This window comes from Nostoc sp. DedQUE12b (assembly GCF_034530835.1).
GTDB lineage: Bacteria > Cyanobacteriota > Cyanobacteriia > Cyanobacteriales > Nostocaceae > Nostoc.
The window spans coordinates 177746-195032 of sequence record NZ_JAVRCI010000004.1; the positions used below are offsets into that span (position 1 = coordinate 177746).

Sequence of the window (17287 nt, forward strand, 5' to 3'; positions counted from 1 at the left end):
GCTAATTGTTCAATCAGTTTTTGTAGTAGAAATTATAGTTGTTTTCTCTACTCATACATAAGTTATAAAGTTTGTTCCTTCGTCTATATCATCTAACCTTGTCTTTCTTAGGATACCCAGATTAACAATTCAAAATTAAAATTTCAAAATTCTACCCTTACAGGGAAGCAAACTACGCGTAGCTCATGTTAAAGCAGCCTCTTGTAGAGAAGAGAGTTACATAAGACGATTTCAAACCAGACTAAAACTGAACAAAGCAGGAGCCAAACCGCCTCCAATCTAAGTGTAGATGTTGGCGTTAGTCTCTCTTTGGAGTTATCCATTAGTCAGATATTTCTTAAGATTTATAAAACACCTAATCTCCGACCTCATAAACTTAGAGACTTTTTATGTCCTATATATAGATTATTAGTCCAAGAACTTAGGGATATAAGATAGAGAGGTATGTTTAACTTTTCCTTCCCCTGATAATGGGGTTGAAAAAGTAAGCATTAGTTAAAGATGGTTAATGAGTACGAATTCATACCTATTATTTACAATCGAATGCTGAAAGTGTTTTGAGCATTGGATGAGCATTTGAGAGAGAGTGAAGGCTAAAAGTGTTGATATTATGTCGGTTTATCGTAATGTGCAAGAAACTCACTTAAATCGTGCCCGCGCCAGTCTCAGACAAGCGCTTTCTTGGTATGGATATCTTCGCAAGTCAGGACAGTTATCATCTAACCCAGAATTAGTAGGTTTGATGAAACCAGAATTGGAAGCTTTGAGAGCCACACTCAACAAGCTAGATTCTAACGTCATTAGAATTGCCGTCTTTGGTTTGGTGAGCCGGGGAAAGTCAGCAGTTTTAAATGCCTTGTTGGGAGACAAGATTTTGCAAACTGGGCCCCTGAATGGTGTCACCCAATGGCCCCGTTCCGTGCGCTGGCAGCCCAGTGATAAGGTACTAGTAGAGTTAATTGATACCCCTGGATTAGATGAAATTGAGGGGGAGTCACGGGCGGATATGGCACGAGAAGTAGTACATCAGGCGGATTTGATTTTGTTTGTCGTGTCTGGTGATATCACTCGTACTGAGTATCAAGCGCTGCTGCAATTAAGGCGATCGCAAAAACCCCTGATTTTAGTGTTTAACAAAATAGACCTTTACCCAGATACAGACCAAGGAGCAATTTACCAAAATTTACAACAACTAGGTGCAGGGCATCCAGAAGCAAAGCCTCTACTACCTGATGAAATTGTCATGGTGGCAGCGGAACCAGCAGCAATGGAAGTGCGGGTTGAATGGCCTAATGGGCGTGTCACTTATGAATGGGAGACACCACCACCGCAAGTAGACGAACTCAAAGAGATAATTCTGAATATTCTAAATCGAGAAGGGCGATCGCTTCTGGCTTTAAATGCACTGATCCAGGCACGGGATGCAGAAGCCGCGATCGCTCAAAAAACTATCGATTTACGCGAAAAGGAAGCCGAAGAAATTATTTGGCAATTTACCAAATACAAAGCCTTGGCAGTAATGCTTAATCCCATTGCCTTCTTAGATATCCTTGGCGGAACTGTTGCTGATTTAGCTTTAATTCGCGCTCTCGCTAGATTGTATGGTTTGCCGATGACTAGCTATGAAGCCGGAAAAATTTTAAAAACGATTTTATTTAGTTCTGGTGGCTTGTTACTTGGAGAACTAGGCAGTAGTTTGCTTTTGGGTTTAGGTAAAAGTACGGCTGCAATAACTAGTGGTGACAATCCCAGCAATATTACTGCTTTTGCTGGCAGTGCGATCGCTCAAGCTGGTATCGCCGGTTATGGCGCATATTCCGTTGGCAAAGCTGCCCAAGTCTATCTCGAAAAAGGCTGCACTTGGGGACAATTAGGCGCTAGCAGCGTTATTCAAGAAATTCTCTCTCAAGTTGACCAAAACACAATTCTGTATCGTTTGCGACAAGAATTAAACATAAAGTATTGAGAATAATTAAAAACTGCTATCTTTTTGTTACCGTTTATAAGTGTTTATCAACTTCTATCAAAGTCTTCTGACAATTAACTGACATTCTCAATTTGGGATGCAAGATTGAGAACATGACCATCTCTATTAGCGATCGCAACTAGTGGAATTCCCGTACCTTTTTGAATCTAAAGATGACAAGAGGGTAATTCCCACTTAATTTTGCTAAAAAGATGGCGGTGTTTACTACTACCTCTTGTGGGAAGCCTATCTAAACTAGAAATGTAAGCTGATTGAGGTCATTAAGAGCTTGCAGCTATAACTCTGTCTGTAAATTATAAGGTGAAAGTATCATGACAACTACCCTAAAAGTTGAAGTTGCTGGGGCAGCAAATCTCGAAGAAGCCATTACTAATGCCATTAATGAAGCCCGAACAACTTGCGATCTAGATGGCAGTAATTCTGCTGGCTGTGCCGTAGCCTGGGATATTGTAGAAGAATTGCAAGCCGAGAAATCTCATCAACACCAAGCAAAATCAAAGAAAAACTCTTTGGAAAATTACTGCGATCGCCATCCAGATTCCGTAGAATGTCTAATCTACGACGTTTAATAAGAAAGAATTCAGGAGTCAGGAATCAGAATTCAGTATGAATTGGAGTGTGAGTGCAGACTTCGGCGTGAGCGCTTAGTCGAATGCTGAATACGTGGGTTTAAGTGCCCTACTAATTGCTTCTGAATTCTGCATTCTTCTTTAACTTTTCCGTAAATCAGTTATTGCTGATTGTGTGATTTGCTTAATTGCCTCTAAATGAAGTGGTGGGGCTTCACTTTCCATTCCCAACCACAACAGATATTCGATATTCCCAGCCGGGCCAGTGATCGGCGACCAAGTTAAGCCTTTGTATTTCCATCCTAATTCGTGGGCAGCTTGCAAAACCTGGAAAATGGCATCAGCTTGGTCGCTTGGATCGCGTACAACACCTTTTTTACCCACACGGGATCTGCCGACTTCAAACTGTGGCTTGACTAACAATACAGTTTCTCGGTTAGCTTGAGTTAGTTGCCACAAAGCAGGCAGAATCTTCGTTAAAGAAATAAACGATACATCAACCACCGCCAAATCAGGAATCGGGTCATTTTCACCATATAACTCATCCGGTCGTAGTTGGCGTAAATTGGTGCGTTCTTGCAAAATCACCCGCGGATCATTTCGCAACCGCCAGTCAACTTGTCCGTAACCGACATCAATACCGTAAACTTGTTTTGCTCCAGCTTGCAAGAGACAATCAGTAAAACCACCAGTAGAAATCCCACCATCTAAACAAATGCGCTCTGCTACGGGAATGGCAAATACTGACAAAGCTTTGGAGAGTTTTTCACCGCCTCTAGAAACAAAAGGCGATCGCTCTTTAATATTTATTTGAGCAGTAATATCAACTTCAGTACCAGGTTTATCAACTAACTGCTGATTAACAGTAACTTCCCCCGCCTGAATTAACCTCTGTGCTAAGGCGCGAGAAGAACATAAATTTAATTCTACTAATAGTGTGTCGAGTCGCTGTTTAGCCAATTAATTAGACTCTCCTGGTAAAATTAAAGCCAAAGCACGATTGATAATTTGTTTTTGGTTAACCAACTTTTCTAATTCTTGGACTTCATAACGACCTTCTTCTACTTCCAAGGAAGCCTCATCAATGGCATTTAAATAGGCTTCTGCTAAGATTTCTAACAATTCTTCTGGGGTGAGATAATAGCCTCCAGCTTTGCGCCGCTTATTTTCCCGCTGAATTTCTCGAACCGAATTCCGAATTGAGACTTCCCAAGAGCGAGTCGTGCGATTTTCAGCTTGTTGTTTAATCAGATGCAACAATAAAATTACTGCATAGCTACGAATCGTCTTGATTATGTCATTTCGGCTCATTTCCTCTAATTCTTCAACTATAATCAATGCTCCTTGAACATCGCCCTTAACAAGTAAGTCTTTCAGGGTTAATAATTCTTCCATCATTAGCGCCTCAAACATCGGCAACTTCTATTGTGGCTTATGACGGTTCTAATACCGATAAGATAAGCTAATGCAATTCATCTATGAGCGATCGCTACTTAATGTATTAGTCTTTGCAAATACACAATATTCAGATAATTAAGATACAGCAAAACCCGTGTATTGTCGTAGTTCAGCAGGATGGAAACCCAAGACAATATCTTCGCGTAAAATACCCGCTTCTAATAATGCCTCTGCTACTGGTTGAGAAGTACCATCATATTGAATCCACACTTTATCATTAATAATATCTATATGTACTACCGAACCATGTACGCGGCGCACTCCATCCCAACCGATATGTAACACTTCGTAGTGATCTCGCTCCGAGTCAATGACTGCTTCTGTCTCTATTTGACCGTTAGCAGGTTTGTGACTAGCATAGTCAAATATCAACTGACGAATAATTTTACGATACCGAGCTAGCTTATCCATCTGATAATCCTTTCTAGTTGCTCGTCAAAGACAATTAGGTTTATTCTTATACTATTAAGAATTAGCTGACCAAAGCGTTCGGAAAATATACCTTCGTAAACCCGCTTGGGGACTGCTAAATAAAGTTGGCGTTTTGGTTGTAGTTCTTTAAGCACGCTGCGATAAACTTCATACTGTCCTACAGCTTCCTGGACGTCATTCACGGGAGAAGGGCTCAGAAAACTTTTGATTTCAACAGCTATTTTTTGATTATCCCTCTCAGCAGCAATGGTAACTCTTTCTGCTCCAATATCTACGTAAAGTTCTCTACCCCCGTATGCGAGGTATAAGGGATCATTGGTTATTGTCCAACCATCTGCTATAAGTGCTTTAATGACTGCGGCGTGGTAGATGTCTCTGGCTGGCATTAGTCGAAAGATAGCTCCAAAAACACAGCTTTAATTTAGCAAAGTTATTTGGCAAAGGCGCGATCGCTAATTCAAAATATCACCTATTCATCCTCATCATAATTAAACATTAAAACAAATTTTTGTTTAGGTAAAACTAACATAGGTAGATATATAGGATGACCATCCCATTTCTTGCTTTTTTCACCTTTTTGATAGCAAATAATTAACGTTGGCACATCGGGATATTTTTCTTTAGCCTCTAATGACCACCTACCTGAGCCGAAGCCAAACATCCATTCAAAAGGGTCTTTTCTCTTCATATCTAATCCTTGATTATTATTTCGTTCACCTCTACGAACATTTAAACGACCCTTTGTCATACCTTTTGATTTTATATCTGTTAATCCTTTGATAATACGTTTATCTTCCCATTTTTCCGATAGAACATAATGACTTTTTGTATAATTGAGTATTTTAATGATAAATTCTATATCAACTTCATAATATTGATTATTATCTTGGTAATGTATTAAAAGGTTATCAATTTCTTTGAAATTATTCTCGATTTCATCTTTTTTATAGGCTGGGCTTTGAGGAAAAACTAATGAACCTGGCACTAATACATCAATTACTGAAGGATCTAAAACATTAGAACGAGTTGGTTTAAGATTTCCTCCTATCCAAACAGGTTGTAGTTTTATATTATGAATATCATCTCCAATTGCTTGCCGCATCGCTTCATCTGCTTCGTGAATAGAACGAAAAGCGTCTAGTATATGTTCTGCTAAAAAGAGGCGAGTCACATCTTTTAATTGTGGACGATAACCATACATTCGAGCGTGCTGATGAACTGTATCCATTACTTTCTGTTTTGCATCTCGCCCATAATAAGTTACCATTAAACCATCAATTGTTACACCTCTTCCTAATCTATTGCCCCCGATTAATATATTCATCCCTGGATTGTAGTTAGGTTCTTTTTCGGGGTTATTTGCATTAATTATTTTAGGAATTGCGTGTCTTAGTTGGATTTTTAATTCATCTATCAGTTCATTAATTAGAGGTAAATTATCAGCAGTTTTGTTCAGCTCGTTATAAGCTTGTTCTAACCATTTTTTGGCTTGCTTATTTTCTGTATCTGAACTCTTCTCTCGAATTGCTTGATCTAAATTAATTACAAATTGACTAATCACCTTTTCTAATACACTATGAATATCTTGTTTATAACAAACATGAGCAAGAAAAGAATATTTCTCATCTTCTTTTCCAGAAGATAACATTTTGTAAGTTGAACCTAAGAAGAAGCAACAAAGTGCAAGTCTTAATCCTTCAGGAATTATCCATTTCCGGATTTATTGCACCTTTTTGTTTCTTCAGTTCGTTGATTTCTCCAGCATCTACAACACAGGAGTAGTTACTGTTCTCAGCAAAAAATAACTCTCCTCCCATATAACTATCTCCCGGCTCTGGTAATGCGGCACAAAATTGTGGCTTAAAAGGCTGAGAGAGCTTTTGTAATAATAAACTTTGAGGAGTTGCTGTGATTTGAATATAAATATGATTAGCAACTTCTTGACGAATTTTACCTATCGTCTCAAAAATTTTACTATTATCAATCACATCTTTTCCTTTTTTAGCTTGTTTAGATTCATTCGTATTTAAACTAGCGTTATCCGCTTCATCATCAAAAATTAATGTAGGAACACATTTGACTTTTGCTGCTTTTAAAACCTTCAATAAGTTATCCAAGTGATGACCATTTTTTGTAGAAACTAATACAACACCTGTATCTTTGATATAGGGTGCAACTTTAGTTTCTGCAAAAGCATTGGGGTCTTGTTTCCATGCTTCCCAATCAAAGAAAACAGGCCCTCCTTGAACTTGATTATTAAAACGATTAGCCGTTTGTTTTCCTAACCATGTATTATCAGAGGTTAAAATAATAAAACAGCGAAAATTATTTTCATGAGCCAGTGCTAAAGTTGCAATAGTTGTGTTAGTTTTACCACTTTGAACTCGACCATAAATAAGTCCGGTTGTACCATTAGGAATAGGATCTTGTCCCTTATAAGGTTGGCTCACTAAACCTGTACTATTTCCGCCAACATCACCATCACCAAAATTATCTGAGTAAAATTTGACACAATTTTGTACAACTTCAATAGCTATTTCTTTAAGTTTATTCGCTTCTTTTAGTCCAATTTGTTTTTCTAATCTCTTAATTAACTTATCAATACAGGAGCCATTAGTTTTAATTGGAGTGTGTGTCATAGGTTATTTGATGTTGATAAAATTACGTCAGGCCAATTATTTTGAGGTACTGTCTGTTCTAAGGGAACTCTCCCCGTACCTTTAACATAATAACTTCCTCTTAGTTTTCTTTTAACAGAAACACGCTGCTTGGCTAAACCCTCACTAGGATCAATAATTGTCCATAGTTGTTGTTCTGATAGACAACAAACGCCATCCCGATGACAAATCAATGCTATAAAAAGTTTGACATCAGGATAAGTTTCACGAAATGTTGTCAGTGCATTTTCTTCTTGTGAACTGAAGCCAAATGCCATGAAGAAGTAGGTTTTTTTGAGATTTTAAATAGAATAGCTGATTCTTGATTTGAGCTTTTTATAGTATAAAGAGATGAATGAATATAAGATAAATAACTGATAGAGATATAAGATGTTCCTTTGAGGAGTCGAAGAAAAGCTGCACCATGCAGAAATTCTAGATCATTAATACTCATAGAACTATTGCCAAAAATTATTTATATCAATAATAAACATTATAATAGCAGGTATAAAATTTTCCCAGTAGTTATGCTCGTTGTAATACCAATTAATTTGTCATACAACAAATAATTTTTTGTATTAAGAAAAGGAAACGCACCTTGCCAATCAAGCCAAAGTGCGATATTTTCTAAGTCCACTTACGCGAATTTTGTTTGTATAGTTCTACGATTCCTAGTCCCAGAACTAGATGCTAAATATCTATCTCGCTCAACTCGCGTGTGATGTGATCGAATGGTTCATCTACAAAAGCAGTATTAACCACACCTGCTGCTGCTACTTGCTCCTTAATCAGATCCTTGAGAATTTGGATACCGCGAACTGTAGGTCCAATAGGTACTCCTAAAGAATTGTAAGTTTCCCGCAGCCCTTGCAGCACTCGTTCATCCAATACATTGGTGTTCCCAGCAACCAGCGCATAAGTGGCGTAGCGCAGATAGTAGTCCATATCGCGCAGACAAGCTGCATAACGACGAGTTGTATAAGCATTTCCACCAGGGCGAATCAATTCTGGCAGTTCTTCAAATAACTTCAAGCCAGCTTGTTTGACAAGTGCAGCTGCATTAGAATTGATTGCCGCCGCCGCTTGTACTCTTGCTGTACCACTATCAAAGTAAGACTTTAGGCTATCGATCGCATTCCGGTCAAAATACCGACCAGCTAGGTCATAATTCTTAATTAAACTTGTTACCGCATCGCGCATTCCTTCTTCTCCCAATCATTGCTATTTATGGTTTGATATTTATTTGGCTGCACTTATGCACCAGTAAATTTTTGTGCTATTAAAAATAGATTCGGCACAAAAACAATTTATCCACTATCTATGGATTCTATGCCAAAGTTGACCCCTATATGATGAACTTTCCAGTTTTGTACAGATGATCCCTGAAAGGTTAATATAACCTGATAATCCAGATATCTGTAGCACAAACTACAAAATCAGCTAATGTCTAGTATTTAAGATATTTCTGGTGTGTCACGACCTGATTGAGATCAGCAGGGTTAGGATGCAATGTAAGATTCTGGTTTTACTTTAGGAAATTGGTAGAGAAGGAGTAACAATGACGACACCCCAAGAACTCTTGAAAAAAATTCAAGATGAAAAAATTCAACTGATTGATCTCAAATTCATCGATACAGTAGGGACTTGGCAGCACCTCACACTGTATCAAAATCAAATCGATGAGACTGCATTCACTGATGGCGTAGCTTTTGACGGTTCCAGCATTCGGGGTTGGAAAGCGATCAACGAATCGGACATGACAATGGTACTCGACCCCAACACTGCTTGGATCGACCCATTCATGGAAGTACCAACACTAAGTATAATTTGTAGTATTAAAGACCCCCGCACGGGTGAACCATACAACCGTTGCCCACGCGTTATTGCCCAAAAAGCAATAGATTACCTGGTTTCTAGTGGCATTGGTGATACAGCCTTCTTTGGGCCTGAAGCTGAGTTCTTTATTTTTGATAGTGCTAGGTTTGCCCAAACTGCTAACGAAGGCTACTACTTCTTAGACTCTGAAGAAGGTGCTTGGAATTCTGGTAAAGCGGGTACAGATGCAAAACCCAACTTGGGTTACAAACCGCGCTTCAAAGAAGGTTATTTCCCAGTTTCACCAACGGATTCTTTCCAAGACATCCGTACAGAAATGCTGTTGACAATGGCAGAATTAGGTGTGCCCATTGAAAAGCATCACCACGAAGTTGCTACTGGTGGTCAGTGCGAACTAGGTTTCCGTTTTGGTAAGTTGATCCAAGCGGCTGACTGGTTGATGACTTACAAATATGTCATCAAGAACGTTGCCAAGAAATACGGCAAAACTGTCACTTTTATGCCAAAACCGATTTTTGGCGATAACGGTTCAGGAATGCACTGTCACCAGTCCATCTGGAGAGACGGCCAACCTCTGTTTGCAGGTGATAAGTATGCTGGTTTGAGCGATATGGCGTTGTACTACATTGGTGGTCTTCTCAAACACGCACCAGCGCTGTTGGCAATTACCAACCCCAGCACCAATTCATACAAGCGCCTAGTACCTGGTTATGAAGCACCAGTGAACTTAGCTTACTCTGAAGGGAACCGTTCTGCTTCTATCCGTATTCCTTTATCTGGTAAGAACCCCAAAGCCAAGCGTTTAGAATTCCGTTGTCCAGATGCTACATCTAACCCCTACTTGGCATTTGCTGCAATGCTTTGTGCTGGTATCGATGGCATCAAGAACAAAATCCATCCTGGTGAACCCTTAGATAAGAATATCTATGAACTCTCTCCAGAGGAGCTTGCAAAGGTTCCCTCAACTCCAAGTTCTTTAGAACTCGCATTGCAAGCACTAGAAAACGATCACGGTTTCTTGACAGAATCAGGCGTCTTCACGGAAGACTTTATCGAAAATTGGATTGACTACAAGCTTAACGAAACCAAGCAGTTACAGCTACGTCCTCATCCCTACGAGTTTTACCTCTATTACGATGCTTAATTATTAAGTACCGTCATGTATAATTTTTGCCACCCTAGAGGGTGGCTTTTTTTTCCAAAGTTGTCGGTTGAAATATTCACTGAAAAAATCAACCTTAAAGCTCTTCAAACTTAGCTCATGGAAGCATGACTAGGCCCATAAATCATTCGACTGTTGGCATCTACCTTCCCTTGAATCGGGTTCCAGTAGTGGGATACTTCTTCAGGAAGACCAAGTTCTTGTGCAGCCCGCATCAGCATTGATTGTTGACGATTCTTCACTTGCTGATGTTCACGCACCATTAACGCACGAGATTTATCTGCGATAGACATAACCATAGTCCTCTTTATTTTGTGAATATATATTTTTTGGTTTCTCTATAAATCAATATAGCAAAGATTCTGTAACATAAGCTACTTTTTACATAAATTTATATTTGCTTTTGCTGACAATATTAGGTATTTTTCCCCAAAGCTGGAAAAATCCTCCCTAATCTACCTTTGATAGCTAAAATCATCTAGCTTCAGATTTGTCTCACCTCGAAAAACAGACCTCTCCCAAGACTGAACATTTATTCGTTACTTTTATTTACACTTAAAAGGTCTGACGCTTAAGTGCAACTCAAGTGATTAGTTTTTTGAACTTCTACTTTTTTTCGACCCAAACACAGTAGTTGCCAAAAATTCAGTTACGATCAAATACATATTTACAAAAATTTACATAATTCATGACAGTTACCTACCCACGTAAATTTCAGAATGTTTTGAGTGCGAGAGATATATTGAAACAGGTGATATGCGATCGCGAAATCCATCTCATTACCCTCAACCGCTACCGTTATAGTGAACAGCGCAGTTGCAAAGACCTCACAGAGTTAATTGAACAACTGAATGGACAGCCACGAGAACTAGTGCGAGATTTGTCTCATCACATCTCAGATGAAGCTCGTCATGCCATGTGGTTAACTGACTTATTGACAGACCTGGGAGCAGATATTGGTAAGCCACCCGGTTCTTCATATATCAATGAATTTGAACGCTTACTTGATCACGAACAACAAGATCCAGTCCAAGACCTCGAAGATTTTGTGATTTCTTCCCTTGCCGCAATTAACGTCACTGAAAAACGGGGCTGTGAGTATTTCTCTGCCCACATTTATGCACTCAAGCAAGCAGCGCAAACGGCAGAAAACATCAAAATTCGGGAAACTATTGAAAAAATTCTCCCAGAGGAAGCAGGACATGTCCGCTGGGGTAATCGTTGGCTAGGAGAAATTGCGCGTAAGAGTCCAGAACATCAGCAAAAAGTAGAGCAAGCCAAGCGAAAATATACCGCAATTGAACAAGCTGCATTTGAATCAGGAATGGATATCACCTTGGGTGCAGAACTACGGCGAGTTGCCAACTTAGTGGAAGTCGCAAATACTATGCCACTTTGGCAACGCCCTCAATACTTGATGGAACGCTTACCCCAGACTTTGCTAGCGCCGGAGTTGCAATTTACTCGAATTCAGGCTGCACAAAAGGCTTGGCAGCGCGACCCACAGACGTTTATTGAGAAGTTTGTGCCAATGTTCCTCAACGGTATCCAGGGAAGAGAAAGTAGCCGCAAGAGCACAACGGTCTAAAAGGGCATGGAGAGAAGAGACAAGGTAGACAAAGGAGAAACTTGTTTAACAATTCCCCCTTGTCCTCTTGTCTTCCTCATCCCCCACTTCCTTTTCTTTAAGAAAAATTCATCTAAAAAGACCAAATGCAAAATTTTGCATCTGGCCTTGGGTGTAAAATAATTAAAAAGACTAAGATGATCTGGCAGATCCTTCTTAAAAGTTATTTCGTCGGCAGCCATCTACGAGGAGAACGAACCAAGGGGCAAAAGTAGGTCAAGAATAGTAGATTTGTTAGCAAGTGCAATAAACCTATACTACTTATCCGAATCCATACGCTAGATAAGCAAGAGATGAAACGAAAGGGATTTTATGCTTTGACAAAGGACGCGAAACAGATGTCGAAGCGAAGCTCAGTTACTTGTTTATGTAGATAACCAGCTACTGAATGTATGAGAAGGAAATTGATTGGGGAATAAAGTGAAGTTGTCTTAAGGCTGTTTCTTCAACAAGCAAAATGTCTGAATTAGATGTGCTTTAGATTAACTTATAGTTTAAGTAACATCTATTTCTGGAGCTTTTGAGGAGTTGGTAATGCTATTGATCAAAGCACTTAATTTGATTTGCTTTTTGATCGGTAGGATTGAGTCCAACTATATATACAAAGTTTCCAGTTGAAATACTAAGCGATCGCTGAAGACTTTGGTATGTCAACTGTATATATCTCTGCCAGAAAAGCTGTGCAAGGTATATTAGCACAACATCCTGTTTTTTGGTAATTCTGTTCCTTTGAGAAAAGAGGCATTACCCTACAGTAGTTAAACCACAGCATAAATATTTCGGACTTTTTGTGTTACTTCTCGGCGCCCACTACCGCGATGACGTGGCGCATCATCTGAAGCTTGTTCAGATGCCGCCAAAAGCCGCTGTTCCAAAGTAGGCGTGGAAGGCAGCCCTGTTGATAAGTGATTGACCATTGCTTGGCAGTTAAAAGCTAAGGGGCCGAACACCAGACTCGATACTAAAAGTGAAATGGCAGCACGCATAGCAGATGTCTATTTGGGAACTCTCCACTTCACTGATACTTAGCTTTTTGATTAATATCCGGACAATTCATCAAAAAGTATTCTGTTTTACTGAAAATAAACTCTTCTTATCCTCCGTTTAAATGTTCGACTAATAACCAATTACCAGAGTGATTGTAATGACCCCACAATGTAACTAATTGTTCGTGGGGATAAGTGCGTAATTGCTCGTCGATATGCGATCGCAAAGTCACAAGCTGCCAATTTTGCCTTTGATATGCTGCTGGGGCGGTGACAGTGAATCTGTATTCCTGCGGTTCCAAGCGGTAAAAGATGCCTTGGAAACGGTTCTTTTCCTGAATTAATGCTTTGTCAAAAGCAAATTCAGGACAATCGCCACTAACTGGATAGGCTTGTGGGTTATCTAAGTAATACAGTTGCCAGTGCCGCCAATCCGAACGATTGGGGGGAAGATTAAACAAAGGAATAATTAGCGCTTTTGAGCGATTATCTTCTAATAAGGCCGTTTGCAGCTTTCTAATAGGTAAATCCCTCGGCTGGCAGTTTAATTCAACACATATCGCCGCCGCCATCCCTGCTGCTTGACCAATTCCCATAACCACAGGTTGTAATCTGGTAGCGCCATTGGCAATGTGGGAGACAGAAATATTCTTTTCACAGACCAAGAAACCATCTGTTGTGGCTGGAATTAGACAACTGTAGGGAATTGTAAAAGGCGTTCCAGTCCAGCGTCCCCCCCAACGGATAGATTTTGGTTGCAGTGGGAATTGAACACCAGGATAATGATGGTCATTGGCGTAGTTACCAACTGCGATTGCTTCGCAAACGCCAAGGGCGAACGCATCATTAAATATAGATGCAACTCTACCTCTTGCGATCGGCAAAATATCCTGTTCTCGAACAGTCGTTAGCCCCACTAAGCGGCGGCTTTCCCGGTAATAGGGATGCAGTGCAAAAGCTGTAGAGGTGTGAGGAAATACTTTTTCTGCTAAACCATAGCGACGACCAAGCTGTTTTTGGATAAAATGAGCAAAATTTTGGCTGTGCCAGCGAGATTCTTGGATGAATTCACCTCTGGATACATCTGACTCTATCAATCGCCCTACCCCTTCGCCGTAGTCATTGCCACAGATTGGCCAATTCATCATAAACAGGCCACCGGGCAAACGTCCATAATTTAAAAATGTCTCTGCTCCATAGCCATCCCAAGCACCTGTAAACTGTGATGGATTATAGTTAGGCGCAGATGGAATCTCTGGTGCAATCGCTTCACCAAAGTCCTGCATAATCACTACATAAGTAGGCGCTTGCACAGGATATTTCTGAGTTAAAGAGTTAAAAGTCACTGGGGCACTGGGTTCTCCCCACTCTGATTGCAATTCCCAACCCCAACGGTAAGGTATGTCAGCTAAAGCTAATAAATCTCCTAATTCTGTGCCATCAAGAATAATCTTGGCTGTCACAGCAAAATCAGCAAAGCGGACACCAGTTATAGAATCACCTTGTCGGAACACCTCTAAAGGTACTTGTCCAGAAATCCAGTGCAAATTAGGCAATTCCTGCACCCAATCTGCAAAAATCTCTGCTCCAATTCGGGGATCGTAACTAAAAAAGCTTACCCAACTGTTATCTAATCCTCCAGGCTGTCGTTGCCGCAATTCCTGCAAAAACGCACCCCATAACCCCGTTTGAAAGAATTCTAATTCATTGCCATCGGGTACAGACACTCCAGCCGAAGTTAGCATTCCTCCCAACCAAGGAAATTCACTCACCAAAATGGTTTTGGCTCCCCGTCGTGCCGCTTGAATAGCAGCCGCAGTTCCTCCGGTTCCTCCACCAACAACTAAGACATCAGCTGTATATGTTTGATTAACCATCACTTAACCTCGCTGGAGTTCCCACATATTCTCTCCAGATAACTTGGCATCAGATAATTTATTTTATTTTTCGGATATTTCGTTTGTGTAGTGTGTATGATTAAGATGGTGAATAAGATTAACAGTGTAAATTACATTGCTAATGACAAACTTTGCAACACAGTAGTAGACTCATATGATGTTAAAACAAAACATGTCTTTAGATTCTGTAATATCTCCACAGCTAGAAGCTCAATCTATCAAAGAACTGGAGCGCATACTGAGCGTTAAAGATTTTCAGGCGAAACTGGTAGGAGCTAACGGAGAAAGAATTAACATTCCTGAGCCGATTTACCAGGTGCTGCTTCAAGTTGTCCACGCAATGGCATCAGGTAAGGCTATATCTATAATTCCTCAGCAACAGGAATTGACGACACAACAAGCCGCGGAGTTTCTTAATGTATCACGCCCATACTTGATCAAGTTATTAGAACAAGGTGAAATTCCTCACATTAAGGTGGGTTCACATCGACGAGTTCGTTTTGATGATTTAATGAATTACAAGCAGCAACGGGATGTGAAGCGCGATCAACTCTTAACTGAGTTAACTCAGATGGGCCAAGAAGCAGGATTCTACGAATAGGAGTAATTCAACCAACAAAATGGCTGAACAGCTTGTTCTCTTAGACTCTTGTGTTATGTTCCCGATGTACCTGCGTGACATTCTACTTCGTTGTGCTAGGGCTGGTTGTTATTTGCCTTATTGGTCGCAGGAAATTCTTGATGGTGCAACTCGCAACCTTGTAATTACAGGGAAGATGTCTGTTGAGAGAGCAATGAAGTTGGAGGGAACAATTACAGCAGCCTTTCCAGAAGCAATGGTGGAAGTGCCAAATGGATTAGCTGAAATTATGACAAATCACCCTGGCGATCGCCATGTTCTGGCTGCTGCTGTCACAGCTAAAGCTGATATAATTGTCACCTCAAATATCAAGCATTTTCAAGCCAAGGATCTGGCTCGTTGGGAAATAGAAGCGCAACACCCCGATACCTTTCTTACTCATCTTTACGATCTTGACCCAGACTGCATACTTCAAGTAATACACCGATGGTCTGAAGATTTAAAAAAGCCACCGTTGACTTTTATCGAGCTACTTGATCTCCTCAACAAAGAAGTACCAACATTCACTAGTAAGGTTTTATCACATGAATATAGCCAGAGTGTTTTCCAAACTGCTAAAAAAACCTTGTATAGGCTAGGCAAGGCAGTACCAAATGGTGGTAGATGCTTTGAGGGAGAGCGCTATCGCCTCTGGCAGAATTGGGGAGTTTTAACAATTACTGCCAAGAAGGATAACCGAGGGGAGATTCTGCGGCTTCAGAATGGGACAATTCAAGGAAAGCTCTCATCAGAGGATATCAAGGCATTCCAAATATTTGAACAAAGCTTAGAGCAAGAATTAGAACAGGCTAAGACAGAGAAATCATAAATCTGATAGCCTAACGTTGACTGCTAATGTTACATCTAGTATCGTTGAGCGGGGAAAAACCAACGTGAAAGCACAGGTATTTAGAGGCGTTAATCAACTTTATTACGAAGAGATCCCAGTTCCAACCCTAGAACCAGATGAAGTGCTGGTACAAGTGCGGGTTGTGGGATTGTGTCAGTCAGATATTAAAAAAATTCGTTATCCGCTGTATGAACCACCGCGCATTTTTGGACATGAAACTGCCGGCACGATCGCAGCATTAGGCAATAATGTCAAAGGTTGGCAAGTTGGACAACGGGTAGCAGTGATGCACCACATCCCTTGTATGCGTTGCGCCTACTGCCTAAATGATAATTTCTCTATGTGTGATGTCTACAAAAACATCTCTACTACCGCAGGCTTTAACGCCAGTGGTGGCGGTTTTGCTGATTATGTCAAGGTTCCTGGACATATTGTGGAAAATGGTGGATTGATTCCCATCCCGGATAACATCAGTTTTGAAGAAGCGAGTTTTGTAGAACCAACTAACTGCTGTTTGAAGGCAGTGAGAAAAGCTCAAATTGATCCGGGACAAACTGTATTAGTTACTGGTGCTGGGCCAATTGGGTTAATGTTTATCATGTTGGTGAAGTATTTCGGAGCAAAAGCGATCGCTACTGATTTACTACCCTCTAGAATTGATAAAGCCTTGAGTGTCGGTGCAGAGGCGGCTTTTGATGCTCGCGATCCCGATTTACCCGCCAAAATCTCTGCCTTAACTGGGGGACTAGGTGTTGATGTTACCTTGCTGGCTGTTCCCAGTGAGAAAGCCTTTTTTCAAGCGCTTGATAGTACCCGCAAAGGCGGTAAAATCTTGTTTTTCGCCGAATTTCCTGATGAAGTGGAAATTCCCATTAACCCAAATATCCTCTATCGTCGAGAAATTGACTTGATAGGCAGTTACAGTTCCTCTTATCGACTTCAGAATTTATCAGCTGATATTGTATTTAATCAGCGGATTGATGTAAAAGCGTTGATTAGCGATCGCTATCCATTAAAAGATTTATCAGCAGCTGTGGAAGTTGCGATCGCACCCACACCGGATACTTATAAAATCTTAATTTATCCGTAAAAGGAAGATTAGGGAGATAGGAGAGTGTTAAAACTAGAAGTTTAAAGTTCTGTCTGAGATTCAGCTACGAAGCTAAAAGGTTCAACGATGAAGCTAAAAGGTTCAACGATGAAGCT

The 17287-nt window shown here is 40.3% G+C and carries 18 protein-coding genes; 7 read left to right on the plus strand and 11 right to left on the minus strand.

Going from position 1 to position 17287, the window contains the following annotated elements; all coding sequences use genetic code 11:
• Window positions 1-610 precede the first annotated feature (610 nt).
• Entirely contained in the window at window positions 611-1966 is a 1356-nt protein-coding gene (locus tag RMY16_RS03790; RefSeq protein ID WP_322735237.1) for a GTP-binding protein, read from the plus strand.
• A 332-nt stretch (window positions 1967-2298) separates the two neighbouring features.
• Window positions 2299-2556 (plus strand): Calvin cycle protein CP12, encoded by a 258-nt coding sequence (locus RMY16_RS03795; protein WP_322659530.1) that lies wholly within the window; start codon window positions 2299-2301, stop codon window positions 2554-2556.
• A gap of 141 nt (window positions 2557-2697) precedes the next feature.
• Here the strand turns inward: RMY16_RS03795 and RMY16_RS03800 are convergent, their stop codons facing one another.
• The 8 genes from RMY16_RS03800 to apcB all read right to left on the minus strand — a co-directional run bounded on the left by RMY16_RS03800 (window position 2698) and on the right by apcB (window position 8303).
• Entirely contained in the window at window positions 2698-3516 is an 819-nt protein-coding gene (locus RMY16_RS03800; protein ID WP_322735238.1) for a TlyA family RNA methyltransferase, read from the minus strand.
• Window positions 3517-3951: a DUF29 family protein gene (locus tag RMY16_RS03805; RefSeq protein ID WP_322735251.1), complete on the minus strand. Its 435-nt coding sequence runs from the start codon at window positions 3949-3951 to the stop codon at window positions 3517-3519.
• 138 nt (window positions 3952-4089) lie between these two features.
• The gene (locus RMY16_RS03810; protein ID WP_322735239.1) at window positions 4090-4425 is read right to left on the minus strand and encodes a XisI protein; all 336 of its coding nucleotides are present in this window, start codon (window positions 4423-4425) and stop codon (window positions 4090-4092) included.
• On the minus strand, window positions 4413-4832 hold the full coding sequence (locus tag RMY16_RS03815; RefSeq protein ID WP_322735240.1) for an element excision factor XisH family protein: 420 nt from the start codon (window positions 4830-4832) through the stop codon (window positions 4413-4415). The genes RMY16_RS03810 and RMY16_RS03815 overlap by 13 nt, the downstream gene beginning before the upstream one ends.
• A gap of 83 nt (window positions 4833-4915) precedes the next feature.
• Window positions 4916-6094 (minus strand): Z1 domain-containing protein, encoded by a 1179-nt coding sequence (locus RMY16_RS03820; RefSeq protein ID WP_322735241.1) that lies wholly within the window; start codon window positions 6092-6094, stop codon window positions 4916-4918.
• 49 nt (window positions 6095-6143) lie between these two features.
• On the minus strand, window positions 6144-7085 hold the full coding sequence (locus RMY16_RS03825) for a hypothetical protein (RefSeq protein ID WP_322735242.1): 942 nt from the start codon (window positions 7083-7085) through the stop codon (window positions 6144-6146).
• Complete coding sequence (locus RMY16_RS03830; RefSeq protein ID WP_322735243.1) at window positions 7082-7381, minus strand: hypothetical protein; 300 nt, start codon at window positions 7379-7381, stop codon at window positions 7082-7084. Before RMY16_RS03830 ends, RMY16_RS03825 begins: the two co-directional genes overlap by 4 nt.
• A 412-nt stretch (window positions 7382-7793) precedes the next feature.
• Window positions 7794-8303 carry an allophycocyanin subunit beta gene (gene apcB / locus RMY16_RS03835; RefSeq protein WP_322659524.1) on the minus strand — a complete coding sequence of 170 codons (510 nt, stop codon included), beginning with the start codon at window positions 8301-8303 and terminating at the stop codon, window positions 7794-7796.
• A gap of 358 nt (window positions 8304-8661) precedes the next feature.
• Between apcB and glnA the strand changes: the two genes are divergently transcribed.
• Window positions 8662-10083: a type I glutamate--ammonia ligase gene (gene glnA, locus RMY16_RS03840; protein ID WP_322735244.1), complete on the plus strand. Its 1422-nt coding sequence runs from the start codon at window positions 8662-8664 to the stop codon at window positions 10081-10083.
• A gap of 110 nt (window positions 10084-10193) precedes the next feature.
• On the opposite strand, the gene RMY16_RS03845 is transcribed toward glnA, so the two are convergent.
• Window positions 10194-10394, minus strand: coding sequence for a hypothetical protein (locus RMY16_RS03845; protein WP_322659520.1), 201 nt, complete (start codon window positions 10392-10394; stop codon window positions 10194-10196).
• Between the two features lie 395 nt (window positions 10395-10789).
• Here RMY16_RS03845 and RMY16_RS03850 point away from each other — a divergent pair, with 395 nt between their 5' ends.
• The gene (locus RMY16_RS03850) at window positions 10790-11689 is read left to right on the plus strand and encodes a ferritin-like domain-containing protein (protein WP_322735245.1); all 900 of its coding nucleotides are present in this window, start codon (window positions 10790-10792) and stop codon (window positions 11687-11689) included.
• A 797-nt stretch (window positions 11690-12486) separates the two neighbouring features.
• On the opposite strand, the gene patX is transcribed toward RMY16_RS03850, so the two are convergent.
• Together patX and RMY16_RS03860 are read right to left on the minus strand one after the other, a co-directional pair.
• The gene (patX, locus tag RMY16_RS03855) at window positions 12487-12714 is read right to left on the minus strand and encodes a heterocyst-inhibiting protein PatX (protein WP_322636400.1); all 228 of its coding nucleotides are present in this window, start codon (window positions 12712-12714) and stop codon (window positions 12487-12489) included.
• Window positions 12715-12821: 107 nt separating this feature from the next.
• Window positions 12822-14591 carry an FAD-dependent oxidoreductase gene (locus tag RMY16_RS03860; RefSeq protein ID WP_322735246.1) on the minus strand — a complete coding sequence of 590 codons (1770 nt, stop codon included), beginning with the start codon at window positions 14589-14591 and terminating at the stop codon, window positions 12822-12824.
• Window positions 14592-14784: 193 nt separating this feature from the next.
• Between RMY16_RS03860 and RMY16_RS03865 the strand changes: the two genes are divergently transcribed.
• The 3 genes from RMY16_RS03865 (at window position 14785) to RMY16_RS03875 (ending at window position 17171) form a co-directional block, all read left to right on the plus strand.
• Window positions 14785-15213, plus strand: coding sequence for a helix-turn-helix domain-containing protein (locus RMY16_RS03865; protein WP_322735247.1), 429 nt, complete (start codon window positions 14785-14787; stop codon window positions 15211-15213).
• A 19-nt stretch (window positions 15214-15232) separates the two neighbouring features.
• The gene (locus tag RMY16_RS03870) at window positions 15233-16060 is read left to right on the plus strand and encodes a PIN domain-containing protein (RefSeq protein ID WP_322735248.1); all 828 of its coding nucleotides are present in this window, start codon (window positions 15233-15235) and stop codon (window positions 16058-16060) included.
• Window positions 16061-16124: 64 nt separating this feature from the next.
• Complete coding sequence (locus tag RMY16_RS03875; protein ID WP_322735252.1) at window positions 16125-17171, plus strand: zinc-dependent dehydrogenase; 1047 nt, start codon at window positions 16125-16127, stop codon at window positions 17169-17171.
• Window positions 17172-17287: the final 116 nt, after the last annotated feature.

Excerpts from the sequence above, each read along its gene's own strand:
- patX (WP_322636400.1), bottom strand. The coding sequence starts at position 12,714 with ATGCGTGCTGCCATTTCACTTTTAGTATCGAGTCTGGTGTTCGGCCCC.
- RMY16_RS03860 (WP_322735246.1), bottom strand. The coding sequence starts at position 14,591 with ATGGTTAATCAAACATATACAGCTGATGTCTTAGTTGTTGGTGGAGGA.
- RMY16_RS03865 (WP_322735247.1), top strand. The coding sequence starts at position 14,785 with ATGTCTTTAGATTCTGTAATATCTCCACAGCTAGAAGCTCAATCTATC.
- RMY16_RS03845 (WP_322659520.1), bottom strand. The coding sequence starts at position 10,394 with ATGTCTATCGCAGATAAATCTCGTGCGTTAATGGTGCGTGAACATCAG.
- RMY16_RS03815 (WP_322735240.1), bottom strand. The coding sequence starts at position 4,832 with ATGCCAGCCAGAGACATCTACCACGCCGCAGTCATTAAAGCACTTATA.
- RMY16_RS03870 (WP_322735248.1), top strand. The coding sequence starts at position 15,233 with ATGGCTGAACAGCTTGTTCTCTTAGACTCTTGTGTTATGTTCCCGATG.
- RMY16_RS03805 (WP_322735251.1), bottom strand. The coding sequence starts at position 3,951 with ATGGAAGAATTATTAACCCTGAAAGACTTACTTGTTAAGGGCGATGTT.
- RMY16_RS03790 (WP_322735237.1), top strand. The coding sequence starts at position 611 with ATGTCGGTTTATCGTAATGTGCAAGAAACTCACTTAAATCGTGCCCGC.
- RMY16_RS03795 (WP_322659530.1), top strand. The coding sequence starts at position 2,299 with ATGACAACTACCCTAAAAGTTGAAGTTGCTGGGGCAGCAAATCTCGAA.
- RMY16_RS03820 (WP_322735241.1), bottom strand. The coding sequence starts at position 6,094 with ATGTTATCTTCTGGAAAAGAAGATGAGAAATATTCTTTTCTTGCTCAT.
- RMY16_RS03810 (WP_322735239.1), bottom strand. The coding sequence starts at position 4,425 with ATGGATAAGCTAGCTCGGTATCGTAAAATTATTCGTCAGTTGATATTT.
- RMY16_RS03830 (WP_322735243.1), bottom strand. The coding sequence starts at position 7,381 with ATGGCATTTGGCTTCAGTTCACAAGAAGAAAATGCACTGACAACATTT.
- RMY16_RS03850 (WP_322735245.1), top strand. The coding sequence starts at position 10,790 with ATGACAGTTACCTACCCACGTAAATTTCAGAATGTTTTGAGTGCGAGA.
- RMY16_RS03825 (WP_322735242.1), bottom strand. The coding sequence starts at position 7,085 with ATGACACACACTCCAATTAAAACTAATGGCTCCTGTATTGATAAGTTA.
- glnA (WP_322735244.1), top strand. The coding sequence starts at position 8,662 with ATGACGACACCCCAAGAACTCTTGAAAAAAATTCAAGATGAAAAAATT.
- apcB (WP_322659524.1), bottom strand. The coding sequence starts at position 8,303 with ATGCGCGATGCGGTAACAAGTTTAATTAAGAATTATGACCTAGCTGGT.